The organism is Devosia sp. XK-2 (assembly GCF_037113415.1).
In the GTDB taxonomy this organism is placed as follows: Bacteria; Pseudomonadota; Alphaproteobacteria; order Rhizobiales; family Devosiaceae; genus Devosia.
In genome coordinates this window covers 1471118-1494105 of the sequence record NZ_CP146608.1, presented here as the reverse complement: position 1 = coordinate 1494105, position 22988 = coordinate 1471118, and the positions used below count along the sequence as shown (strand labels likewise).

Annotated in this window: 21 protein-coding genes and 1 tRNA gene; 9 read left to right on the top strand and 13 right to left on the bottom strand. The window is 59.8% G+C overall.

Annotation, left to right across the window (positions count from 1 at the left end; translation table 11 throughout):
- The first annotated feature begins 36 nt into the window (after positions 1-36).
- The 4 genes from V8Z65_RS07185 to V8Z65_RS07170 all read left to right on the top strand — a co-directional run bounded on the left by V8Z65_RS07185 (position 37) and on the right by V8Z65_RS07170 (position 4933).
- Positions 37-1455: a deoxyribodipyrimidine photo-lyase gene (locus V8Z65_RS07185; protein WP_338723465.1), complete on the top strand. Its 1419-nt coding sequence runs from the start codon at positions 37-39 to the stop codon at positions 1453-1455.
- 158 nt (positions 1456-1613) lie between these two features.
- The gene (locus tag V8Z65_RS07180) at positions 1614-2663 is read left to right on the top strand and encodes a cysteine synthase A (RefSeq protein ID WP_338723464.1); all 1050 of its coding nucleotides are present in this window, start codon (positions 1614-1616) and stop codon (positions 2661-2663) included.
- A gap of 97 nt (positions 2664-2760) precedes the next feature.
- Complete coding sequence (cls, locus tag V8Z65_RS07175; protein ID WP_338723463.1) at positions 2761-4212, top strand: cardiolipin synthase; 1452 nt, start codon at positions 2761-2763, stop codon at positions 4210-4212.
- Between the two features lie 7 nt (positions 4213-4219).
- On the top strand, positions 4220-4933 hold the full coding sequence (locus tag V8Z65_RS07170; protein ID WP_338723462.1) for an alanyl-tRNA editing protein: 714 nt from the start codon (positions 4220-4222) through the stop codon (positions 4931-4933).
- 113 nt (positions 4934-5046) lie between these two features.
- Here the strand turns inward: V8Z65_RS07170 and V8Z65_RS07165 are convergent, their stop codons facing one another.
- The 5 genes from V8Z65_RS07165 to V8Z65_RS07145 form a co-directional block, all read right to left on the bottom strand.
- A complete protein-coding gene (locus V8Z65_RS07165; RefSeq protein ID WP_338723460.1) occupies positions 5047-6018 on the bottom strand; it encodes an amino acid ABC transporter substrate-binding protein in 972 nt (323 codons plus the stop codon).
- 153 nt (positions 6019-6171) lie between these two features.
- Entirely contained in the window at positions 6172-6972 is an 801-nt protein-coding gene (locus V8Z65_RS07160) for an amino acid ABC transporter ATP-binding protein (RefSeq protein WP_338723459.1), read from the bottom strand.
- Between the two features lie 5 nt (positions 6973-6977).
- A complete protein-coding gene (locus tag V8Z65_RS07155) occupies positions 6978-8105 on the bottom strand; it encodes an amino acid ABC transporter permease (protein ID WP_338723458.1) in 1128 nt (375 codons plus the stop codon).
- A 9-nt stretch (positions 8106-8114) separates the two neighbouring features.
- Positions 8115-9653: an ABC transporter permease subunit gene (locus V8Z65_RS07150; RefSeq protein ID WP_338723457.1), complete on the bottom strand. Its 1539-nt coding sequence runs from the start codon at positions 9651-9653 to the stop codon at positions 8115-8117.
- Between the two features lie 107 nt (positions 9654-9760).
- Complete coding sequence (locus tag V8Z65_RS07145; RefSeq protein WP_338723456.1) at positions 9761-10777, bottom strand: amino acid ABC transporter substrate-binding protein; 1017 nt, start codon at positions 10775-10777, stop codon at positions 9761-9763.
- Positions 10778-10996: 219 nt separating this feature from the next.
- Here V8Z65_RS07145 and metC point away from each other — a divergent pair, with 219 nt between their 5' ends.
- On the top strand, positions 10997-12184 hold the full coding sequence (gene metC, locus V8Z65_RS07140) for a cystathionine beta-lyase (RefSeq protein ID WP_338723455.1): 1188 nt from the start codon (positions 10997-10999) through the stop codon (positions 12182-12184).
- Here the strand turns inward: metC and V8Z65_RS07135 are convergent.
- Positions 12166-12918, bottom strand: a complete 753-nt coding sequence (locus V8Z65_RS07135; RefSeq protein WP_338723454.1) for a phosphatase PAP2 family protein — start codon at positions 12916-12918, stop codon at positions 12166-12168. The two genes, metC and V8Z65_RS07135, sit on opposite strands and share 19 nt — an antisense overlap.
- Positions 12919-13020: 102 nt before the next feature.
- Here V8Z65_RS07135 and V8Z65_RS07130 point away from each other — a divergent pair.
- From V8Z65_RS07130 to V8Z65_RS07115, 4 genes are all read left to right on the top strand, one after another.
- Positions 13021-13097, top strand: a tRNA-Pro gene (locus V8Z65_RS07130).
- Positions 13098-13186: 89 nt separating this feature from the next.
- Positions 13187-13492 carry an ETC complex I subunit gene (locus V8Z65_RS07125; protein ID WP_338723452.1) on the top strand — a complete coding sequence of 102 codons (306 nt, stop codon included), beginning with the start codon at positions 13187-13189 and terminating at the stop codon, positions 13490-13492.
- Between the two features lie 96 nt (positions 13493-13588).
- On the top strand, positions 13589-14446 hold the full coding sequence (locus tag V8Z65_RS07120) for a TraB/GumN family protein (RefSeq protein WP_338723450.1): 858 nt from the start codon (positions 13589-13591) through the stop codon (positions 14444-14446).
- A gap of 104 nt (positions 14447-14550) precedes the next feature.
- On the top strand, positions 14551-15411 hold the full coding sequence (locus tag V8Z65_RS07115) for a TraB/GumN family protein (protein WP_338723449.1): 861 nt from the start codon (positions 14551-14553) through the stop codon (positions 15409-15411).
- Positions 15412-15462: 51 nt separating this feature from the next.
- Here V8Z65_RS07115 and V8Z65_RS07110 read toward each other — a convergent pair whose 3' ends face one another.
- The 7 genes from V8Z65_RS07110 to V8Z65_RS07080 form a co-directional block, all read right to left on the bottom strand.
- Positions 15463-16614, bottom strand: a complete 1152-nt coding sequence (locus tag V8Z65_RS07110; RefSeq protein ID WP_338723448.1) for a Gfo/Idh/MocA family oxidoreductase — start codon at positions 16612-16614, stop codon at positions 15463-15465.
- 113 nt (positions 16615-16727) lie between these two features.
- On the bottom strand, positions 16728-17786 hold the full coding sequence (locus tag V8Z65_RS07105) for a sugar phosphate isomerase/epimerase (RefSeq protein ID WP_338723447.1): 1059 nt from the start codon (positions 17784-17786) through the stop codon (positions 16728-16730).
- A gap of 136 nt (positions 17787-17922) precedes the next feature.
- On the bottom strand, positions 17923-19065 hold the full coding sequence (locus V8Z65_RS07100; RefSeq protein WP_338723446.1) for a Gfo/Idh/MocA family oxidoreductase: 1143 nt from the start codon (positions 19063-19065) through the stop codon (positions 17923-17925).
- Positions 19066-19068: 3 nt separating this feature from the next.
- On the bottom strand, positions 19069-19818 hold the full coding sequence (locus V8Z65_RS07095; RefSeq protein WP_338723445.1) for a sugar phosphate isomerase/epimerase: 750 nt from the start codon (positions 19816-19818) through the stop codon (positions 19069-19071).
- 175 nt (positions 19819-19993) lie between these two features.
- A complete protein-coding gene (locus tag V8Z65_RS07090; RefSeq protein ID WP_338723444.1) occupies positions 19994-21079 on the bottom strand; it encodes an ABC transporter ATP-binding protein in 1086 nt (361 codons plus the stop codon).
- A gap of 6 nt (positions 21080-21085) precedes the next feature.
- Positions 21086-22003 carry a carbohydrate ABC transporter permease gene (locus V8Z65_RS07085; protein ID WP_338723974.1) on the bottom strand — a complete coding sequence of 306 codons (918 nt, stop codon included), beginning with the start codon at positions 22001-22003 and terminating at the stop codon, positions 21086-21088.
- Positions 22004-22020: 17 nt separating this feature from the next.
- Positions 22021-22959, bottom strand: coding sequence for a sugar ABC transporter permease (locus V8Z65_RS07080; protein WP_338723443.1), 939 nt, complete (start codon positions 22957-22959; stop codon positions 22021-22023).
- Positions 22960-22988: the final 29 nt, after the last annotated feature.

Below are 22988 nucleotides of genomic sequence, written 5' to 3'. Positions count from 1 at the left end.
GCCCGCACGTAATGCGGCCGTGCAAGGAGGCATTCGGTGACCACAGCTCTGGTTTGGCTGCGCAACGACCTGCGCCTGTCCGACAATCCCGCCCTTGAGGCCGCGTGCCGCGCTGGGGCGCGCGTGGAGGCGCTTTATATTCACGAGACCGACGACGGATTGCGCCCATTGGGCGGCGCGGCACGGTGGTGGTTGCATCGTAGCCTGAGCGAGCTGGCGCAGGCACTGGCCGAGATCGGCGTTGCGCTACAGATCCGGACCGGAGCGGCGCAGGCCGTTGTCGAAGACGTTGCGCGCAAGACAGGTGCCCAGACGCTGCATTGGAATCGGCGCTATGGACCGGCCGAGCGCGCGGTCGACGCGGAGATCAAGGCATCCCTGCGCGAGCGGGGACTTGCCGTGACCTCCTATCCGGGAAATGTGCTTATCGAGCCCTGGGACATCGAAACCGGGCAAGGCCAGCCCTATTCCGTCTTCACGCCCTTTTGGAAGTCATTGAGGGAACGTGACATTACGCGCGCGATCCCTGGCCCCGGCTCGGCGAGGCAAAAAAACAAATTGGGCGATGTCGACACTGCGTATTGGCAGCCGGACTGGGCCGGCAAGCTTGCGAAACACTGGACTGTCGGAGAAGCGGCAGCCCAAAGCAGACTTGATACGTTTCTGGCGGAGCAGGTCGGCGCATATCCGGACGGACGTGATCGTCCGGCGCTGGATGTGACGTCCCGCCTGTCGCCGCATTTGCGGTTCGGCGAGATCAGTGCGCGGCAAATCTGGCATGCAGCCAGGGCCTTCGCCCATGTGCACCCTGACAAGGCAGCGGCCGTGGACAAGTTTCTTTCCGAACTGGCCTGGCGCGATTTCAGCTACCACCAGCTTTACCACCGGCAGGACATTGCCAATGTGCCGATGCAATCTAAATTTGCGGACTGGCAATGGCGGCATGCTCCAGCGCAGTTGCGGGATTGGCAAAAGGGCCTGACGGGAATCCCGATTGTCGATGCCGGCATGCATGAACTTTGGGAAACGGGCTATATGCACAATCGGGTGCGCATGCTCGTGGCGTCATTGCTCAGCAAAAACCTGCTCATCGACTGGCGTGAGGGCGAACGCTGGTTCTGGGATTGCCTGGTGGATGCCGACCCGGCCAATAACCCGGCAAGCTGGCAATGGGTGGCTGGCAGCGGCCTTGACGCGGCGCCCTATTTCCGCATCTTCAATCCCGTAACACAGAGCGAACGGTTTGATCCGTCCGGCGCTTATATCCGGCGCTGGGTTCCGGAGCTGGCCTCGCTGGAAGATCAATTTATCCATGACCCGTCGCGCGCGCCAATGGAGGCGCTGCACAGGGCAGGCGTAGAGATCGGCAAGACCTATCCCCGGACCATCGTGGATTTGAAGGCGAGCCGCCAACGTGCGCTCGAAGCCTTTGGTGCCCTCTCCGCCAGGAGTTGATATTGCGCAAATCTATGCTCTGGGGACGCTATGGTTCGACCGCCCGCTTGCGCGGCGGCCTATCAGCGGGAAAAGCGCTGCTGAAACATGCGCTCGGCGCTTGCCGCACCATGATCGTCACCTTACGATAAGTGTCTGTTCTTCCGAGAAAATAGACCATGGCCAAGCACGAAGACCTCATTTCCGCCATCGGCAATACGCCGCTGATCCGCCTCAACCGCGTCTCCACGCTGACCGGATGCGATATTTGGGGCAAGGCGGAATTTCTCAATCCCGGCCAGTCGGTCAAGGATCGTGCAGCGCTGTTCATCATCCACGATGCCGTCAAATCCGGGCGCCTCAAGCCGGGTGGCACCATTGTCGAGGGGACGGCCGGCAATACGGGGATCGGGCTGACCCTGGTGGCCAATTCGCTTGGCTTCAAATCGGTGATCGTCATCCCCGAGACGCAGAGCCAGGAAAAGAAGGACGCCTTGCGCCTTTATGGCGCCGAACTGATCGAAGTCCCGGCCAAGCCCTATCGCAACCCGAACAATTACATCAAGGTTTCCGGGCGCCTGGCCGAGAAACTCAACGCTGAATTGCCCAATGGCGCGATATGGGCCAATCAGTTCGACAATGTCTCGAACCGTCGCGCCCATGTAGAAACGACCGGCCCGGAAATCTGGCAGCAGACCAACGGGCGGATTGATGGGTTCATCTGCGCCGTTGGCTCAGGTGGCACGCTTGCGGGTGTTGCCGAAGCCCTGCGCGCCCGCAATTCGGACATCAAGATTGGCCTGGCGGACCCCGAAGGCGCTGCGCTTTATGAATATTACGCCCATGGCGAATTGAAATCGTCTGGCGATTCGATCACCGAGGGCATCGGCCAGGGCCGCATCACCGCCAATCTCGAGGGGCTCAAGGTGGATATGCCCTATCGTATTTCTGATGCGGAGGCCCTGCCCTATATCTATGACCTGCTGGAGCATGAGGGGCTGTGCCTGGGCGGCTCGAGCGCCATCAATATAGCGGGCGCGGTGCGCATGGCGCGCGATCTGGGACCGGGCAAGACCATTGTGACGGTGCTGTGCGATTACGGCAATCGCTATGCCAGCAAGATCTTTAACCCCACCTTCCTGCGCGGCAAGGACCTGCCAGTGCCGCCCTGGATGGAAGACCGCACGCCGATCGATATTTCGAGCGTGATGGAGGCTGACCCCGCCTGAACCGGATAGGTCGGCACCGCGCGTTGCGTTCCCGGAAGCCATTGTGATGGGCGCCGCTGCTGATAGAGTGCCGCCTCAACATGGCGAAAGGCCCATCGTGTTCGGGATAGACGATATTATCCGCGCCGTGGTGGCGGATCTGCATCTGGTGGCGCTGGTCATGGGCGCCATCTACCTCCTGGCCATCGTCTGCGCCGTGCGCGAGATCCTCAATTCGCGCACCTCGCAAGGCTCGATTGCCTGGGTACTCTCCTTGATATTGCTGCCCATACCGACTGTGCTGCTCTACCTTATCTTCGGGTGGAAGCTGTTCGACGACTATGCGACCGACCGCATGCAGAACGGTCGCGCAAACAGACCCCTGCGTGCCCGGGACCTGTCCCTTATCGACGGGGAAACCGATGCCAAATGGCCGGTACAGGTGCATGTCTCGGAATTGCCTTTCCTCAAGGGCAATGAGGTCGAAATACTCATCGACGGCCATGCCACGTTCGACTCGATCTTTGCCGGGATAGAGGCCGCCCAGGACTATTTGCTGGTTCAGTTCTATATTGTGCGGGACGACCGGCTGGGCCAGGAACTAGCTGAGCGCCTTATTGCCAAGGCCAAGGCGGGTGTCGCGGTCTATCTGCTCTATGACGATATCGGCAGCACGGGCATGCCCAAGCGCTATCGGCGCGAACTGCGCGACGCCGGCATAAAGGTTTCAAGCTTCAACAGGCGCCACAAATTCCTGCGCCTGTTCGGCCCGACCCGCATCAATTACCGCAACCACCGCAAGATCGTGGTGGCCGACGGCAAACACGCCTGGATCGGCGGGCACAATGTGGGGGTGGAATATCTGGGTGAAAACCCCAAGCTTGGGCACTGGCGCGATACGCATGTGAAGGTCTCCGGGCCGGCGGCTCTTGGATGCGCGCTATTGTTTCGCGAGGATTGGGAGTGGGCAACCGGTGAACGGCTGCCGGGCAGGCCACCGGCGGAACTGGCAAGTTTTGGCGACAAGTCGGTTCTGGTGATGGGGAGCGGACCGGCAGACAAGCTCGAGGAATGCGCCATTGCCTTTACCGACCTGATTGGCCGCGCCCGCAAGCGGCTGTGGATCGTCAGCCCCTATTTCGTGCCCGACACCGATATCCGCACGGCGCTGTTTGCGGCGCGTTTGCGGGGTGTGGATGTGCGGTTGATGCTTCCCGACAACCCCGATCACGCCCTGGTCTGGCTGGCCAGCATGGCGCATGCGGATAATCTGGTGCAGCACGACATCGCCGTTTATCGCTATACCGACGGTTTCCTGCACCAGAAGGTGGTGCTGATGGATGACGAGATGGCCACGATCGGCAGCGCCAATTTCGACAACCGTTCTTTCGCCATCAATTTCGAGATCACTCTGTGGTTTACCGATGGCGAAACCATAAAGGCGGTGGAGGCCATGCTGGAAGAGGACTTCAAATCCTGCCGCCAAGTCGGGCTCTCAGAGGTGGAAAGCCGCCCCTGGGCGCTCTATCTGGCAACCCAGGCCGCCAAGCTTCTTTCTCCTGTTCTTTGAGACAATAATGACCGAATTCCTGTTCCGCCAAGACGCCTATCTGCAATCGGCCGAGGCCGTCGTCATCGATATCACCCCCGAAGGTGGCATCGTGCTTGACCGCACCGTCTTCTACGCGACCTCTGGCGGGCAGCCGGGCGATGTTGGCCGGTTGATGCGGGCCGACGGTTCGACACTCGCCGTGGCCACGGCGATCCATCCAGACGGAGACAAGTCGCGGATCGTGCATGTGCCCGCCGACACCAACCTTCAGCTCGAGCCGGGAGAAACCGTGCGAGCCGAGATCGACTGGGACCGCCGCCATCGCCTGATGCGCATGCATACCGCATTACACCTGCTATCGGTGGTATTCCCCTTTCCGGTGACCGGCGGATCGATCGGGGAGGACAAAGGGCGGCTCGATTTCGACATGCCGGAAGCGCCCGACGATCTCCCGATCCTTGAAGCGCAAATCAATGCCATGATCGATGCCGACCACGCGGTTACGGATGAATGGATCACCGACGCCGAGATGGAAGCCAAGCTGGACCTGATCAAGACGATGAAGGTGAAGCCCCCTATGGGCCAAGGCAGAGTCCGGCTGGTGCGCATTGGCGAGGTCGACCTGCAGCCTTGCGGCGGCACCCATGTCGCAGGCACCGCCGAAATCGGCCGCGTGGCTTTGGGCAAGATAGAAAAGAAGGGCAAGCAGAACCGGCGCGTAAACCTGCTTTTCGCCTAGCGCCATTCTGCCGTTTCGCTGAAACGCTGAAATGGCCCCAAGTGTCCGACTGCCGCGCTTGTGAGCCGCAAAGCTGTCACCAGCTTTGCTGGAAACACACAGGGTCTACTTGGTCAGCGGATGGGTGGCGCGTAGAGCAGGCCACCATTGCCCCAGAGCGCATTCTGGCCGCGCAGCATGGCAGCACCGGTTTGCGGCCCGAAATGACGGTCATAAAGCTCGGAATAGTTGCCGACGGCGCGAATGGCATCGGCCATGAAAGTGGGACGCAGGCCCAGCGAACTGCCGAAATCTCCTTCCACCCCGAGCACGCGCCTTACGGCGGGCGTCCGAGCCGCGGACAAGGAATCGATGTTGAGGCTGGTGACGCCAACCTCTTCGGCCTCGATCAGCGCGAATATGGTCCAGCGGACGATTTTGAGCCATTGCTCGTCGGCATCGCGCACAACCGGACCCAGAACCTCTTTGGAAATACGCTCCGGCAGGATGCGGTGCAGCGCTGGCTCGGGCAATTCGCGCCGTATTGCCTGCAATTGGCGGCCGGCCGCCGAAATGGCCTGGCATAGGCCACTACGATAGGCGGTGGCCAGGTCCGCTATCTCTTCATAGGCCACAATGCGATAGCTGGCCTGATTGGCGAAAAAGAATTCGTCGAGTGCCTCGGCCTCGCCGGCGTTGTCGACGACGCAGATGCTGACGTCGTCCAGTTCATAGGCCGAAACCACACCCATGGAATTGGGAACCAGGAAGGCCTGTCCGTCGAAAAAGGCCGGCGCAATATAGCGCGCGCCGTAGCGGGTATCGCGCCCCATGGTCCAGGCGCCGTTGCGCATCAGTACATCGACCGCGCCGGTTTCGAGCGGCGCGAAGCGCGCTTCGCCCCGATAGGAACGGAACTCGATCAGATCCGGATTGCCGAAAACCGCTGCCGCTAGTGCGCGACATAGATCAACATCGAAGCCAGACCAGCGACCATCGATGTCCTGCTGGGAAAAGCCCGCAAGTGCATTGCTGGACCCGCAGATAAGAAAGCCGCGTTCGCGCACGGCCTCCAAAGTCTGCGCGCGCGCCGGCAAGGCCGACATTGCTGCTGCCAGAATGGCCAAAAACAGCAATGACTTGCAGAGCTTTATCACCCGACACGGCCTTCCACTTCCCACCGATCATATTGGACGACATACAAAAGGGGTCAAGCCGAAGCCCGGCGTGACCCCCAGTTTTTGGCCTATATCGGGAACCTAATGCAGGATCTGGCTCAGGAAGAGCTGTGTGCGCTCATGCTGCGGATTGGAGAAGAACGCCTCGGGTTCGTTCTCTTCGATGATCTGACCCTGATCCATGAAGATGACGCGATTGGCGACCTGGCGGGCAAAACCCATTTCGTGGGTCACGCAGATCATGGTCATGCCTTCTTCCGCAAGGCTGATCATTACCTCGAGCACTTCCTTGACCATTTCGGGGTCAAGCGCAGATGTCGGCTCATCAAACAGCATGATCTTGGGCTGCATACAGAGCGAGCGGGCAATGGCCACACGCTGCTGCTGGCCGCCCGAGAGCTGACCGGGATATTTGTTGGCCTGTTCGGGAATCTTGACGCGCTCCAGATAGTGCATGGCCATCGCCTCGGCTTCGGCCTTGGGCACACCGCGCACCCAGATGGGCGCCAGTGTCAGGTTCTGGAGAATGGTCAGATGTGGAAACAGATTGAAGTGCTGGAACACCATGCCAACCTCGCGGCGCACCTCGTCGATGCGCTTGAGGTCGGCTGTCAGCTCCGTCCCGTTGACGATGATCTGACCTTCCTGATGCTCTTCAAGTCGGTTGATGCAGCGGATAAGCGTCGATTTACCGGAGCCCGAGGGGCCGGCGATAACGATGCGTTCGCCCTTCATGACCCGGAGATTGATGTCGCGCAGGACGTGGAAATCGCCATACCATTTGTGCATGTCGATGACCTCGATGGCGACCTCGGTATCCGAGACCTTCATCTGGCTGGTATTGATCGCCCGCTCCTCGGCGGTTTGGGTAACTTCAGACATGTTGGCTACCTTTTATGTCCGGTATGGAGACGATGCTCCATGAAGATGGAGTATCGGGACATGCCGAAACAGAACACCCAGAAAACCATTGCGGCGAAGATATAGCCGGTGGTTGCCGTATTGGCCGACTGCCACTCGAGAGCGGAGTCGTTCTTGGTCTTGACCGCTTCGAGCAGGTCTTTCATGCCGACAATGTAAACAAGGGAAGTATCCTTGAAGAGCGCGATAGAGCTATTCACGATACCCGGTATGACGTGCTTGAGAGCCTGCGGCAGGATGATGAAATACATCTGCTTCCAGTAGCTTAGCCCCAATGACGCCGCCGCTTCATATTGCCCGCGCGGGATGGCCTGGAGGCCGCCGCGCACCACTTCGGCCATATAGGCGGAGGTGAACAGGGTCACACCGACAAGTGCCCGCAGGAATTTGTCGACTGTCGTGCCTTGCGGCATGAAGAGCGGCAGCATGATCGATGCCATGAACAGCACGGTGATCAGCGGCACGGCACGCACCAGCTCGATGAATGCCACGCAGACCGTCTTGATAATCGGCATCTGCGATTGGCGGCCCAATGCCAAGACGATCCCGAGCGGGAAAGACAAGGTGATGCCGATCACCGAAAGAATGAGGGTAACCAGAAGGCCGCCCCATTTTTCGGTGTGGATCACTTTGAGGCCAAATACGCCACCGGCCAGCAGAAAATAGCTGACAATGGGGTAGGCGACGAGCAGCAGAATGGCATTGAGCCGCTTGTAAGGCGCCTGCGGGATCAACAGTGGGATGAACAGCAGCGCCCCTAGAGCGAAGACGATATTGGCGCGCCATTGTTCGGGGATGTCATAGAACCCGTAAATGAAGAACTCCATTTCCGAAGAAATGTAAGCCCAACATGCTCCTGCACTGGGATCGCGGCACTGTTCGACCGTTCCACCCGGAAACACAGCGTGTCCCAGGAAGAAATTGAACAGCGGGGGTACGACCCACAGCAGGAATACAACGCCCAGTGCCGTCAGAAGCGTATCGAGCGGCGTTGCAAAGAGGTTCGTTCGCATCCAGGCGACCGCACCGGTGGTCCGTTGTGGTGCCGGACGGCTGTCGATCATATCGGATCGGACGAAGCTGATATCACTCATGGCGCGCTCCTACCGTTCCACCAGCCGCACGCGGCCATTGTACCAGTTCATGATCGCCGAGGTCAGAAGCGACAGCGTCAGGTAGACCGCCATGGTCATCGCGATACACTCAATGGCTCGCCCTGTCTGATTCAAGGCCGTGCCCGAGAACACATTGACCAGTTCGGGATAGCCGATAGCGGCGCCCAGCGAAGAGTTCTTCGTCAGGTTCAAATACTGGCTGGTGAGCGGCGGAACGATTACCCGCATGGCCTGTGGAACAATAACCAGACGCAGCCGGTCACCTTCCTTAAGGCCAAGGGACTGAGCAGCCTCAGTCTGGCCCCTGTTCACGGCCAGAATGCCGGCACGAACCGTCTCGGCAATGAACGAGGCGGTGTAGAGGGTCAGGCCAAAAAGCAGAGCCACGAATTCGGGCGGCAATTGCAGGCCACCCTTGAAGTTGAAGCGTTCCAGCACCGGCACTTCAAAGGTCAGACTGGCGCCGGTCACCCAGTAGAGCAGCGCCGGAACACCGACGACGATCAGAACCAGGAGGGCCAGCGGGAAACGCGCTTCGCTCGGTGGACGTTCCAAGGCACCGATATAGGAATTGTACGCGATCAGCATGGCGATTGCCGCACTGGCAAGGCTTGCGAGCAGCCCTGGAGCCCAGGGGAACATGGCGCCCACAAGCGCGTCGATGACAAAAAAGGCTATGACGAAGACAAGCACGCCGCGTGCAATCGGGGCGAAGCGGGTAACCGAGGCCACCGCGACCGCGAGGGCAACAATCCCGGCGAGAAGGGGCGCCCCCATCACCGGGAAGAGAACTCCAAGCACCAGATAGAGCGCACCGAAGGCCAGAAGGAAGGTGACGCAGGCATCTGCGGCCTTGCCCAGGAGTACGAGCGGTGATGGATAGTGCCCAGTCAACGTGCGCGTCCGGGTGGCCCAAACACCGATAGCGACTGCCGCCACCAACGACAGAACCAAGGCAACGGCAACCCAGGTGAATTCCTGATCCGGTGTGGGCTTGGGCACCATGATGCCGCGCTGGTTGATGAAGGAATCGAAGGGAAGCTGGATGGATTCGCGCACCGCTGGCATCGCCTTGAGGACCGCGAAGTACCAAAAGAAAAGCTGCAGCAGGAGCGGGATGTTGCGGATGATCTCAACATAGACCGCGGCCAGGCGCGAAACGATGAAGTTGGAGCTCAGCCGCGCGATGCCGATGGTGAAACCAAGCATCGTGGCGAAAATAATGCCGGCCACTGCAACCAGCAGGGTGTTGAGTATGCCTACCAGGAACGCTTCCCAATAATAGGAGGCGCGCGACCATGGAAGGAGCGAGAAACTGATGTCGAAACCGGCGGTCCGCCAGAGAAAGTCGAAACCAGTGGTCTTATTTTGCGCTGCGAGGTTGGCGGCTGTGTTTCCGATAATCCAGAAAATAAAGCCTACCAGGAGGGCAGCAACAACGATCTGATAGATGATCCCGCGGATCACCGGATCGTTGAAAAAGCTTGCCCTTGGGGCAGTTCTCTGCCCCGCTTCGAGTGTCGTCATGTGTGGCTGTCCCTTAGCCGCCATTGCCTGCCGCGCGCGCCAGGGGCGCGCCGGCAAGGCCAAAGAATCCGGCGCTCCACTGGGAGCGCCGGACCGACTGGATCAGCTTAGCGGATCGGCGGGGCGTATTGGATGCCGCCGTCGGTCCACAGGGCGTTCAGACCGCGTTCCAGACCGATCGGGGTGTCCGGACCGACATGCTTTTCATAGGACTCGGCGTAGTTGCCGACCAGCTTGACGATCTGATAGGCCCAATCGTTGTCGATCCCCAACGGAGTGCCGAACTCGCCTTCAACGCCCAGAAGGCGCTTGATGGCCGGATTGTCCGAACCGAGCATTTCATCGACATTGGCCGAGCTGACGCCAAGCTCTTCCGCTTCGAGCAGTGCGAAATAGGTCCAGCGGGCAATGTTGAACCACTGGGTATCACCAGCGCGAACCACCGGGCCAAGGGGTTCCTTGGAGATGATTTCGGGCAGAATGACATGCTCGGACGGATCGGCGAACTTGGAGCGTTCAGCGGCCAGAGCCGAGGAGTCAGTGGTGTAGACGTCGCAGCGGCCATCCTCATAGGCCTTCACCACTTCGTCCTGATCGACGAACACGACGGTGTTGAACTCCATGCCATTGGCGGCAAAGTAGTCAGCAGCGTTGAGCTCGGTGGTGGTGCCGGACTCGATGCAGATGGCGGCGCCGCTCAGATCCAGAGCAGAGGTAATGCCGTCGGCCTTACGCACCATAAAGCCCTGACCGTCATAGAACATGGTGCCGACAAAGCTGATGCCGAGCTGGGTATCGCGGCTCATTGTCCAAGTGGTGGTACGCGACAGAACGTCGATTTCACCGGCAGACAGCGCGGTGAAGCGCTCCTGGCTGGTCAGCGAAGTGTAGCGGACAGCGTCGGCATCCTTGAAGATTGCCGCAGCCATGGCACGGCAGAAGTCGACTTCAAGGCCGGTCCAGACATTGTTGGAATCGGGCGCGGAGAAACCCGGAACACCACCGGTAACACCGCATTGGATGTAGCCCTTGGCCTTCACGTCATCGAGGATGGCCGCATTAGCAGCCGTCGCGCCGAGGCCCAAGGAGGCCGCGATTGCGATCGATACGAGCGCTTTTTGCATTTGTATTTTTGCCTTTTGTTTCCTGACCCTGTGTTTCGGAACCGACCATTGTTCCCGCGGCCCCGAGAGCACCACCGCTTTGAGCGCGGTTTGGATGCTGCTAAGCATGCAACCTTCAATTGTCCCTAACGTCAAGGGCAGAAGGCGCGTTGAGGCAGCGAGTCTGTCTCTTTTTTAGCCAGACGCATTACGTGAACCGTTTTTGAGCAATACCGAATCATGTCCGACAGATCGCCCACTTCGCCCCGCACACACTCGATCGAAACCGCTCTCACCCACACTGGACGAAATCCCGACAATCAGTTCGGCTTCGTGAACACGCCGGTTTATCGCGGCTCAACTGTCCTGTTCAAAACCTTGTCCGATCTGGAGGCGCAGTCGCAGCCTTACCTCTATGGCCGCGCCGGCAACCCGACCACGGAATCAGTGGAAGCGGTGGTGAGCGAATTGGAAGGCGCTTATCGGACCAGATTGGTGCCATCCGGGCTGGCCGCCATAACCATTGCTCTAATGTCTTGCGTCCAGGCGGGCGACGACGTGCTTATCACGGACAGCGCCTATGAACCGGGCCGCAAGTTCGCCGACGGATTCCTCGAACGTATGGGGGTCAGCGTCCGCTTCTACGATCCGCGTATCGGCGCGGGACTATCCGACCTGATGCAGCCCAATACCCGGGCTGTTCTGGCGGAAAGTCCGGGATCGCTGACATTCGAGATCCAGGATATTCCGGCCCTGGCGGCCGCCGCTCATGCCGGAGGCGCCAGGCTCATTGTCGACAATAGCTGGGCCAGTCCGCTTTATCATCGCCCCATCGCGCTGGGCGCCGACATTGTGGTGCATGCGGCGACCAAGATGTTCGTCGGGCACTCCGATGCCTTTGCCGGCACGATCTCGACGACCGAAGAGGCATGGGAGGACGTCGAACGCATTCGCGCCCTACTTGGCTTTTTCACCTCGGGAGACGAGGCGTTCCAGGTCGCGCGCGGTCTGCGCACGCTGGCCCTCCGCATGAAGGAGCACCAGCACCGCGCGCTCGATGTCGCAAGCTGGCTCGAGACGCAGGACGAGGTGGAGAAAGTGCTGCATCCCGCCCTGCCCTCACATCCCGATCATGCACTGTGGCAGCGTGACTTTTCCGGGGCGGGCAGTCTGTTTTCCTTTATCCTTAAGCCAGCACCCAGGGCCGCGGTGGCGGCCTTTGTCGATCACATGCAGGTTTTCAGCATGGGCTATTCATGGGGCGGCTATGAGAGCCTATGCCTGCCGGTAACGATCACCAAGGCACGCACAGCAGTTCCCTGGAGCGAGCCGGGCAACCTGTTCCGCGTCCATGTCGGGTTTGAAGGCATTGAGGACCTGAAGGCCGATCTCGCCGATGCCCTGGACCGCTATCGGCGCGCGCGCTGAGTACGGCGGCGCCAGGCGCGGCGCAGATTGGGCGTGCCCCGGAACCGCACCGAGCCATCGGCCTGGTTGGCGAAAAGCCAACGCCGCCCGGCATAGACATTGCGGACCGCATAGGCGCCGATAAGCCCGATGGCAAAGCCCGCCAACACGTCGGTGGGATAATGCATGCCGATGACGATCCGCGACACGCCTGTTGCCAGACTGACGACGAGAATCAAGCTGAAGAAGCGCGGCGCCATGAAGCCGATGACAAAGGCCACCGCCATGGCGGTCGTTGCGTGCCCGGACGGGAAGCTCTGAAAGGTCCAGTCGTTGAGAAATTGCTGGAAAGAGAACGCGCCGCTCTCGTCGAACTGACTCGGGCGGCCGCGGCCGAAGAAGCGCTTGAGCAGGTTGGTCAACAGGCCTGGAGCGCCAACGCCCACAAAAATGAAGCTGGAGACGAGTGCGATTTCCCAACTGACGCGCTTATAAAAGCCGGGCCGGAGCAGCCTGACGGTGATGATGGACACAACAAAAACGATGAGCGAGGGCAACAGCACCCAGTCTGACAGACCGAAATCGGTGATGAAGGCGAAGGGCTGGCGCCAAATATCGGGCCAGCTTTGGGCCGATTGGGAGACCCAGGCATCAACAAATAGGAGCAGGAACAGCCCAAGCAGCAGCCAGGCGAGCTGGTTTGGCCAGTTTTTCCGATCGAGGCCGAAAGGCCAGCGTTTGGTCAGGTCGAACATAGCCTTGTTTGATATCCCCGTGCCGAAGCGTCAATGCCCGATGTTATCGAATGGATAGGCTTGCCCTATATCAGGGAACACGCTAACTGGAGGTTGCGATGTCGGAGTGTAGCTCAGCCTGGTAGAGCACCGGTTTTGGGAACCGGGGGTCCAAAGTTCGAATCTTTGTACTCCGACCATTCGCATCGATATTCCTGGCGCATCGGATTGCCCGAGAACCGCGTTGCACTTTTCGGTCCGATGCTGTGCATCGTGTTGAGGACTTTGCATGACTGCCCGTATCTACCGCCCCGCCCGTAATGCCATGCAATCCGGCAAGGGCAAAACCAAGCAATGGGTGCTGGTGCATGAATCGACCACACCGCGCAGCATCGACCCTTTGATGGGCTATACGAGCAGCTCCGACATGAATCAGCAGGTGCGCCTGTCGTTCGAGACGCTCGAGGCCGCCGAAGCTTACGCACAGCGCAATGGCATCCCCTATTCGGTGCAGCCCGTGCACGAGCCGACGCCCAAGCGCGTGAGCTACCCGGACAATTTCCGCTCGGACCGCAAGACGCCCTGGACGCATTGAACCCGCACTTCACGGTTTGATTCGTGCTCGCGCCGCAAGAGATTGCGGCGCTTTGTTTTTTGGCGATAAGGTGACACGACCAAATGGAAACAATTGATGCTGCTTCGTGCCACCCTTACCTTTGTCTTCCTAGTCCTTGCAATCTTGCCGTCGGCGGCCGCGCCGGCCCTCTGGAAAGTCAGCGACGAAGACAGTTCCGTCTGGATATTTGGGTCCGTTTACCGACTTCCGGATTACATTGAGTGGCGCACTGGGACACTGGATAAGACTTTGTCCAAGGCAGACCTCGTCTATTTTGAGGTGACTTACACCAACGCCGACCCAGCGACGTTGCTACCGCTGGTCATGAGGATGAGTTTCAATCAAGACAACACCCTACTGAGTGATCATGTTGACCCCGGCACCATGCAGCGCGTGCGCGACGCTGCCGCCAAATTCTCGCTTGACATGGCCTACCTCCTCACGATGCAGCGGACATTGGCGGCCTCCACAATTGCTTCCGCTGCTGACGCCGCCGCCGGATACCACCAGGAAACCGGGGTACAAGCGGTATTGGAAGTCTCAATTCCAGGCGAACGCCTGGGCTATCTGGAAACTCCTGAGAGCCAGGCCGACATGTCGACCACTATCACGGATGACGAACAGGCCGCCATGCTGGAGGGCGCATTGGTCTATGCCGAAGTCCCGCGCGCCGATCTCGATGACCTCGTGCTGGCCTGGGCCAATGGTGACCCAGAGGGACTTGGGTTGCTGCATGCTGGCAAGCTGGGTGCTGGATATTCCGGTGACGGTATTTGGCTGAGACGCAAGCGCACCTGGACGGATCAGATTCAGGACATGCTCGCAGCAGATCAACAGAGTCTGATGGTTATCGACATCGAGAACTTGGTCGGCGATACCAGCCTGATCCGATTGATCGAGGCCCGCGGTTTTACGGTATCGAGACTTCAGTAGCTCGTATTTGGGCGGTGTAATGGGACGCAGCTCCAGGCGAGATGTTTGATGCAGATCGCTGCCGCTGATCCAGGACTTCCCTTGCCCAGATAACTGGAGAGCGCATGCGCAGAACAGCAAGTATCCTTTTCACCATTCTGGCCCTGGTCACCCCTTCGAGTGCTGCGCCCGCCATCTGGAAGGTCAGCGACGCCGATAGCGCTATCTGGCTGTTTGGCTCGGTGCACATGCTTCGCGCCGATACCGACTGGCGAACGGGAACGCTCGACAAGATTCTGTCGAAAGCAGACCGCATCTATTTTGAAGCAGACGTCAGCGCGGCCGCTCAGGCCGAACTGATGCCGCTGTCGATGGAATTGGGGTTCAATCGAGATGGCATTCTCTTGAGCGAACAGATCGGTCCGGCGCTAACCGACCGCGTGCGCGCGGCGGCGCAAGACTACGGGATACCAATGCCGGCCCTCTTGACCATGAAGCCGTGGATGGCGGCAACCACGCTGGCCTCTGGCCCGCTCATGCAATCAGGATTTGAAGCAGGTCTAGGCGTGGAAATGGTGCTCACTGCCGAACTGCCGGACGACCGGAAGGGATTTCTGGAATCGGGCGCGGAACAATTGGGTTTTCTCTCCGGCGGAACGCTAGACGAGCAGATCACGATGCTTGAGGCGACTCTCGACAGCTTGCATCTGGCGCAATCGGACATAGAGGCAATGGTAGAGGCCTGGTTGGAAGGAAAGCCGGAAGACCTGGGACTGGCCTTCGACGAGCAGATGGAAGGGTTCGATGACGCCACGGTCGCGCGCATCATCGACACGAGAAACCGCAATTGGGTCCAAAAGATCGCGGCCATGCTGGATGGTAACGAACGGGCCCTATTGGTTGTCGGCGCCGCCCACCTGGCGGGTGAGGTCAGTGTGGTCAGGCTGCTCGAAGAGCGCGGATTTTCCAGCGAGCGGATTCAATAGAAAAGGCCGGTGGCAGACGCCACCGGCCTCTATTCCATTTTTGGTAGTTCGTCACACGTCAGAAAAGCGCGTCCACTTGCTGTCGTTCTGGCTCGACTTCACCGACGCGGTGATGAACTGCATGCCTTCGATGCCGTCGGCCATGGTAGGCAGTAGCTCTTCATAGTCAGCGCCCTCACCGCGGATGACCGCTGCAAACTGGCTATAGAGGGTGGCAAAGGCCTCAAGATAGCCTTCGGGATGGCCGGCGGGAATGCGAACATTCATCGAGGCGGCAGGCGGCACGGAAATCGATCCGCCACGGGTGATGAGCTGCCGCGGTTTGCCGAATTCGGTGAACCACATGTAATTGGGGTTCTCCTGGCTCCATTCGAGCCCACCCTTGTCGCCATAGACGCGCAATTGCAGACCGTTTTCCTTGCCAACGGCAACCTGGCTGGCCCAAAGCATGCCCTTGGCGCCGCCTTCAAAACGCAGCATGACATGCACATTGTCATCGAGCTGACGGCCGGGAACGAAAGCTGTCAGGTCTGCCGACACGGAATCGGTCTTAAGCCCAGTGACAAAGCGCAGCAGATTGTAAGCGTGCGTGCCGATGTCGCCGATGGCGCCGCCAGCGCCGGAGCGGGCGGGATCGGTCCGCCAAGCGGCCTGCTTGTTGCCTTCGTCGGCCGCTTCGGTCAGCCAATCCTGGGCGTATTCGGCCTGGACGACGCGGAGCTTGCCCAAAGCCCCAGAAGCGACAAGCTCGCGCGCCTGCCGGATCAGCGGATAGCCGGTATAATTGTGCGTGAGCAGGAACTTTGCGCCATTGGTCGGCTTGATGTCGAGCAATTTGCGGGCATCGTCGAGCGTGGACGTGATCGGCTTGTCGCAGATCACGTGGAAACCGGCTTCCAGGAACGCCTTGGTGGGCCCGAAATGCATGTGGTTGGGCGTCACGATCGAAACAGCCTGGATGCCATCGGGGCGGGCGGCCTCGGCTTTGGCCATTTCCTCATAGGAGGTGTAGACGCGGTCCTCGGCGAGACCGAGATTCTTGCCCGATTCCCTGGCGACCTCCGGGCGCGACGAAAGCGCACCGGCCACCAGTTGAAAATCGCCATCGAGGCGTGATGCGATGCGGTGCACATAGCCGATGAAGGCACCAGTGCCGCCGCCGACCATGCCCAGACGAATTGGTTTTGCGCCGTTTTCGGCCATTTCGTGTTCCTCTTCCCGTTCTTCCATCCTGCGTCATTGCCCGGCTTGACCGGGCAATCCGAGGGCCACCCGGTCAAGCCGGGCCGTGACGATGGATATAAATTTGCCGGACCTTACGAAAGGCCCAGCATCTTGCGGTTGGCCGCCTTGTCGGTGCCGCCGCTGGCGAAATCGTCAAAGGCCTTTTCGGTCACGCGAATGATGTAGCTCTGGATGAGCTCCGCGCCTTCGCGCGCACCATCTTCGGGATGCTTGAGAGCGCATTCCCACTCCAGCACAGCCCAGCCCTTGAAATCATTTGCGGCCATCTTGGCAAAAATCGCGGGGAAATCGACCTGACCGTCACCGATGGAACGGAAGCGTCCTGCCCGGTTCACCCAGGACTGGAAGCCGCCATAAACGCCCTGACGACCGGTCGGATTGAACTCGGCATCCTTAACGTGGAAGGCCTTGATGCGGTCTTTGTAGATATCGATGTAGTCCAGGTAGTCGAGCTGCTGCAGCACGAAATGGCTGGGATCATAGAGAAGATTGGCGCGCGGATGGTTCTTCACGCGGTCCAGGAACATCTCGTAGGAGACGCCATCGTGCAGGTCCTCGCCGGGATGGATTTCGTAGCAGACATCGACGCCTGCTTCATCGAAGGCATTGAGGATGGGGGTCCAGCGACGCGCCAGCTCGTCAAAGGCCTCTTCGACCAGACCTGCGGGGCGCTGCGGCCAAGGGTAGAGATAGGGCCAAGCCAGAGCACCGGAGAAGGTCGCGTGGGCATTGAGGCTAAGGTTTTGTGATGCCTTGGCGGCGTTGAGCATGGTCTGGACGGCCCATTCCTGGCGCGCCTTGGGATTGCCGTGCACGGAAGCCGGTGCAAAACCGTCAAAGGCCGTGTCATAAGCGGGATGAACGGCCACGAGCTGACCCTGCAGATGGGTCGACAGCTCGGTGATTTCGAGGCCGTGGCTGTTCACCACGCCCTTGATCTCATCCGCGTAAGTCTTGGAATTGGCAGCTTTTTCCAGATCGATGAAGCTTGATACCCAAGTTGGGATCTGCACGCCTTTATAGCCCAGGCCTGCGGCCCATTTGCAGATGTTGTCCAGCGTGTCGAAGGGCGCCTTGTCACCGGCGAACTGGGCGAGAAAAATCGCGGGGCCTTTGATGGTGGTGGCCATGAATGTCTCCTCTTATCGCCCCGCAAAACCGCCTCCCGGGGCATTTTGATAATGCAGGGCGACGATTGCTCGCCGCCCTGACATGTTAGGCTGCAGTCTTCACCGGCATAAGTCGCCTGTCAATGACGTACGTTCGTCATGCCTTGAGCAGAGCCTTGGCTTCCTCGATGCCGAGCGCCAGCGGCCGCTCGCAGGTCGTGGTCAGCGTCAGCACCTGTCCCGTCTCGCCGGCCTTGAGCAGGCCGGTCATGACCTCAACGACATGCAGCGCCACGTCGAGCCCGCAGCGCGCATTCTGGCCGCTTTCGATGGACTGCATCATGTCGGCAAGACCGGCGCAACGATAGTTGGCCCGGGGATTGTCCTTGTCGAGATCCTGGTTCGGCTTGCCGAAAGGATGCGCCCAGGGTTCGACCGGCGTCCGAATGCCTTCGATGCCGGTGGTAACGAGGTCGCCGCCGAAGAAGTTCGGATCGGGCACGAAGATCGAACCATCGGTGCCGTAGAGCTCGATATTGTGATGGCCGTGGGCCGCCACGTCCCAGCTCGCGCCGATGGTGACGATTGCCCCGGAATGGAATTCGAGCACACCGTGGATGGTGGTCGGAGTACCGACCTTGATGGTGGTGCCCTTATACGGACCCTCGGCGGAAACAATGCGCTCGGTGCGAGCCATATTGGTGAAGGCCGAAAGACGCTTCACAGGCCCAAGCAGGTGCACCAGGTCGGTGATGTAATAGGGGCCGAGATCGAGGATCGGGCCGCCGCCGGGCTGGAAGAAGAAGTCCGGATTGGGATGCCAATGCTCCATGCCGCGGCTCATGACGTGGGTGGTGCCACTCATGATCTTGCCGAGCTTGCCGCTATCGATGATTTCGCGAGCCTGCTGGTGTGCGCCGCCCAGGAAAGTGTCGGGCGCCGAACCGACCTTGAGGCCCCGCTCGTCGGCGGCCTTCTTGAGGGCAAGGCCCTCGTCAACGGTCAGAACGAAAGGCTTCTCCGAATAGGAATGCTTGCCGGCCGAGACGATATCCATCGACACAGAATAGTGGGTCGAGGGAATGGTCAGGTTGACGATGACGTCCAGCTCGGAATTCTTGAGCAGTTCGTCGGGCGTCTGGGCGGCAACGCCGAATTCCTCGGCGCGCAGCTTGGCCGCTTCAGGGCGAATATCGGCCACGGCACGGACGTCGAGCCCTTTGAACAGGGGCGCGAGACGCAGATAGGCGGCAGAAATATTGCCGGCACCCATGATGCCGACGCCATAGGTCTTTGCCATGGCTTAGACTCCGTAGCTCTTGAGTGCGGCCGCGGCGTTGCGCGCAAAGCGAATGGCGTCGCTCGGCTTGTCATGCTCGGCGACGAAGTAGCGCGCCTTGGTATTGGCCTTGATCTCTTTGATATAATTCGGCCAATCCAGGGTACCGGTCCCAACGTCGGCCCAACCATCTTCGTCGGTCTTTTCGCCGGCAGGAGCGATATCCTTGACGTGAACTGCGGTGATACGGCTGCCCAGCTTTTCCATCCAGAAGATCGGATCTTCATTGGCGCGAACGACCCAGGCCAAGTCCATTTCCCACTGGGTGTCGGGCGAAGCATCCAGGATCAGCTCGATCGGGGTCTTGCCGCTGGCGTCTTTGCCGAATTCCCAATGGTGATTGTGATAGCCAAAGCCCTTGCCGGCGGCCTTGAAGGCTGCGGCGATGCGGGCGAGGCCCGCAGCGAATTCCTGCCAGTTGCCACCGCCGGTGCGGAAGGCCTCGGAGGGTGGTGCCGGACAATAGACAGTCTGGATGCCGACAGCCTCGACAATCTTGAGGGCCGCGTCAGTGTCCTCGAGCTGGCCATAGCCCATATGAGCGGTCGGCATGGTGAGGCCGGCATTCTTGAGGCTCTGCGCCAAAGCGGCAGGATCGGCAAACTGGCCGCCCCACCCTTCCACCTGGGTATAGCCCAGGCCGGCCAGGGTCTTGAGCGTGTCATCGAGCGACGCTTCGTTGCGCGCGCTATAAAGCTGATATGAAAAGTCCATGATTGGCCTCGTCAGGGAAAAGGAACACGGTGTCGCGTCGGACCGGGAGATAGTCTGGCCAAGGGCTGGCGTCGCCGCGCCCGGACAGATCGACTGCCGCAAAAGTAATGTGAGCGCCGGAGAGCCGGCGGAGCGGCGCCCCGTGGGGCACCACCCAAATTTCTGCCGCGTCGAACTAGAGGCGGTTTTCGCTGCCGGCGTCGAACAACGAGCCGCGGGCGATGTCAAAGCCGATGGTAATCTTGTCGCCATCCTTGATGTCGATATCGCTGCTGCAACGGAAGGTAACCGGCACGCCGGCGACCTTGGTCCAGGCCAGGGTCTCGGACCCCATGGGCTCGACGATTTCGATTTCCACATCGGCCTTGTAGGGCATGTCGCTAGCCGCTTCGCCGACGAAGACATGCTCCGGACGAACCCCGAGCACGACCTTGGACGCACCGGCAGGTGCCCCCGAGACATATTCGTAGGCGCCGACCGGAATTGTCGTGCCGTCACTGGCCGTGAAGGTCGCACCATTCAGCGTGCCTTCGATGAAGTTCATCGAGGGCGAGCCAATAAAGCCGGCCACATAGAGATTGGTGGGCTTATTGTAGATGGTGTGCGGATCGGCGAGCTGCTGAATGACACCATTTTTCATGATGGCGATACGGTCGGCCAGCGTCAGAGCCTCGATCTGATCGTGGGTCACGTAGATCATGGTGTTCTTGAGGCGCTGGTGCAGACGCTTGATCTCGACGCGCAGGTCGGAACGCAGCTTGGCATCGAGGTTGGACAGCGGCTCATCGAAGAGGAACACGTCCACGTCGCGCACCAGGGCACGGCCGATGGCGACGCGCTGGCGCTGACCACCCGAGAGATTGGCCGGCTTGCGCTGGAGCAGCGGTTCGATCTGCAGGATTTCGGCAGCGCGCTTGACGCGCTGCTCGATTTCCGCCTTGGGCATGCCGGCGACGCGCAGACCGAAGCTGAGGTTCTTTTCGACCGACATCTGCGGGTAAAGCGCATAGGACTGGAACACCATGCCGATGCCACGGTCCTTGGGCTGTTCCCAGGTGACATTCTTGCCATTGATGAATATCTGACCGTCGGAGACGTCGAGCAGCCCGGCAATGCAGTTGAGCAGCGTGGACTTGCCGCAACCCGAGGGCCCGAGCAAGACAATGAACTCGCCCTGCGCAATATCGAGATTGAGGTGTTCGAGAACCTTGACGTTGCCGAAGTTGAGCGAGAGGTCTTTGATGGAAACACTTGTTTGCATCGGATTTTATCCCTTCACGGCGCCGGCGGCGACGCCGCGTACAAACAGCTTGCCGGACACAAAATAGATGATCAGCGGCACGAGCCCGGTCAGCACGGTTGCGGCCATGTTGACGTTGTATTCGGGCGTACCCTGAGCCGAGTTGACGATGTTGTTGAGCTGCACGGTCATGGGCAGGTTCTGCGTACCGGCAAAGACCACCCCGAACAAGAAGTCGTTCCAGATACCGGTGACCTGCAGGATCAGCGCCACGACGAAGATCGGCAGCGACATGGGCAGCATGATCTCAAAGAAAATGCGCCAGAACCCAGCCCCATCGACACGGGCTGCCTTGAACAGTTCCACCGGCAGCGAGGCGAAGTAATTCCGGAAGAGCAAGGTCAGGATCGGCATGCCGAAGATGGTATGGACGACGATGACGGCCTGCAGCGTACCGAAAATGCCCAGTTCACGCGTGATCATCACCAGAGGATACAGGAAGACCTGATAGGGGATGAAGGAGCCGAAAATCAGGATGGCGAAGAAGATTTCCGAGCCCTTGAATCGCCAGTTCACCAGCGCATAGCCGTTTACGGCGGCGATGAAGATCGAGACGATGGTTGAGGGAATGGTGATCTTCACCGAGTTCCAGAAGCCAGGCGACAGCCCCTCGCAGGTCAGGCCCGTGCAGGCGGAGGTCCAGGCCTTCACCCAGGCATCGAAATTGATCTGGCCAGGAAAGGCGAAGATGTTACCGAAGCGGATTTCCGGCATCGTCTTGAAGGACGTCACCAGCATCACATAGAGCGGGAACAGGAAGTAGAGGCTGAAAAAGACCAGCGTGGTATAGAGCATGATCTTCTTGGGCGTGAAGAACGGCCTGGGCCTGGGCCCGCGCGGTTCGACACCAGCGATTGGAGTTGTGGTCGGCGCGGAGCCGGACATTGTAGCGGTCTGGCTCATCAGCGGCGCCCTCTTCCACCGAATTCAAGATAGGCCCAAGGGACCATGATGATCAGCACGGTCAGCAACATCATGGTTGCCGCGGCCAGGCCCTGGCCGATATTGCCGCCCGAGAACATGTAGTTATAGACGTATTTGGCCGGCACTTCCGAGGAGATACCAGGGCCGCCATTGGTCAAGGCGACGACCAGATCGTAGAGACGGACAATGCCCGAGCCGATCAGCACGACGGCGGTAACCAGCACGCCGCGCATCATGGGCAGCACGACCGAAATGTAAGTGCGCCAGGTGGGAATGCCGTCGACACGCGCGGCCTTCCAGATTTCTTCATCGACGCCGCGCAACCCGGCCAGCATGAGCACCATGCAGAACCCTACGCCCTGCCAGAGCCCCGCTATCAACAGTGCGAACAGCACCATGCGCGGATTGGCGATCCAGTCGAAAGTGAAACCTTCCCAGCCCAGATTACGCATCGTGCCCTGAAGGCCCAGCGTGGGGTTCATGATCCACTGCCAGACCAGGCCGGTCACAATGAATGACAGCGCAAAAGGATAAAGCATGATGGTGCGGAAGGCGCTTTCAAAGCGGATCTTCTGATCCATCAACACCGCCAGCAGAAAGCCAAGGCCCAGGGTGAAGACCAGAGAGAACACACCATAGGTGATCAGGTTGGTCACCGAAACGTTCCAGCGCGAGGTCGCGAACAGGCGCTCGTACTGATCGAAACCAACAAATTTGCCCGTAGGCAAAAGCCTGGAATTGGTGAACGAAAAATAGATGGTCCAGATGGTGCAACCGATAAACACGATCAACACCGTCGCCATCATGGGGATAGCCGCTATCTTGCCGGATAGGTTGTGCAGGAAAATTCTATTGAGGAGGCCAGGCCGAGCAGCTCGCCCCGTCCCTTCCCCGGTGTGAACGGCTGTGTCCGCCATTACATCTCTCTCCATAAGGAAGTGGCCGA

Coding starts and splice junctions, on each gene's coding strand:
- V8Z65_RS07080 (WP_338723443.1), bottom strand. CDS start 22,959: ATGGCGGACACAGCCGTTCACACCGGGGAAGGGACGGGGCGAGCTGCT.
- V8Z65_RS07135 (WP_338723454.1), bottom strand. CDS start 12,918: ATGTTCGACCTGACCAAACGCTGGCCTTTCGGCCTCGATCGGAAAAAC.
- V8Z65_RS07115 (WP_338723449.1), top strand. CDS start 14,551: ATGCGCAGAACAGCAAGTATCCTTTTCACCATTCTGGCCCTGGTCACC.
- V8Z65_RS07165 (WP_338723460.1), bottom strand. CDS start 6,018: ATGTCGGCCTTGCCGGCGCGCGCGCAGACTTTGGAGGCCGTGCGCGAA.
- V8Z65_RS07100 (WP_338723446.1), bottom strand. CDS start 19,065: ATGGCAAAGACCTATGGCGTCGGCATCATGGGTGCCGGCAATATTTCT.
- V8Z65_RS07155 (WP_338723458.1), bottom strand. CDS start 8,105: ATGAGTGATATCAGCTTCGTCCGATCCGATATGATCGACAGCCGTCCG.
- V8Z65_RS07150 (WP_338723457.1), bottom strand. CDS start 9,653: ATGACGACACTCGAAGCGGGGCAGAGAACTGCCCCAAGGGCAAGCTTT.
- metC (WP_338723455.1), top strand. CDS start 10,997: ATGTCCGACAGATCGCCCACTTCGCCCCGCACACACTCGATCGAAACC.
- V8Z65_RS07170 (WP_338723462.1), top strand. CDS start 4,220: ATGACCGAATTCCTGTTCCGCCAAGACGCCTATCTGCAATCGGCCGAG.
- V8Z65_RS07180 (WP_338723464.1), top strand. CDS start 1,614: ATGGCCAAGCACGAAGACCTCATTTCCGCCATCGGCAATACGCCGCTG.
- V8Z65_RS07095 (WP_338723445.1), bottom strand. CDS start 19,818: ATGGACTTTTCATATCAGCTTTATAGCGCGCGCAACGAAGCGTCGCTC.
- V8Z65_RS07120 (WP_338723450.1), top strand. CDS start 13,589: ATGCTGCTTCGTGCCACCCTTACCTTTGTCTTCCTAGTCCTTGCAATC.
- V8Z65_RS07105 (WP_338723447.1), bottom strand. CDS start 17,786: ATGGCCACCACCATCAAAGGCCCCGCGATTTTTCTCGCCCAGTTCGCC.
- V8Z65_RS07145 (WP_338723456.1), bottom strand. CDS start 10,777: ATGCAAAAAGCGCTCGTATCGATCGCAATCGCGGCCTCCTTGGGCCTC.
- V8Z65_RS07125 (WP_338723452.1), top strand. CDS start 13,187: ATGACTGCCCGTATCTACCGCCCCGCCCGTAATGCCATGCAATCCGGC.
- V8Z65_RS07110 (WP_338723448.1), bottom strand. CDS start 16,614: ATGGCCGAAAACGGCGCAAAACCAATTCGTCTGGGCATGGTCGGCGGC.
- V8Z65_RS07085 (WP_338723974.1), bottom strand. CDS start 22,003: ATGTCCGGCTCCGCGCCGACCACAACTCCAATCGCTGGTGTCGAACCG.
- V8Z65_RS07160 (WP_338723459.1), bottom strand. CDS start 6,972: ATGTCTGAAGTTACCCAAACCGCCGAGGAGCGGGCGATCAATACCAGC.
- V8Z65_RS07090 (WP_338723444.1), bottom strand. CDS start 21,079: ATGCAAACAAGTGTTTCCATCAAAGACCTCTCGCTCAACTTCGGCAAC.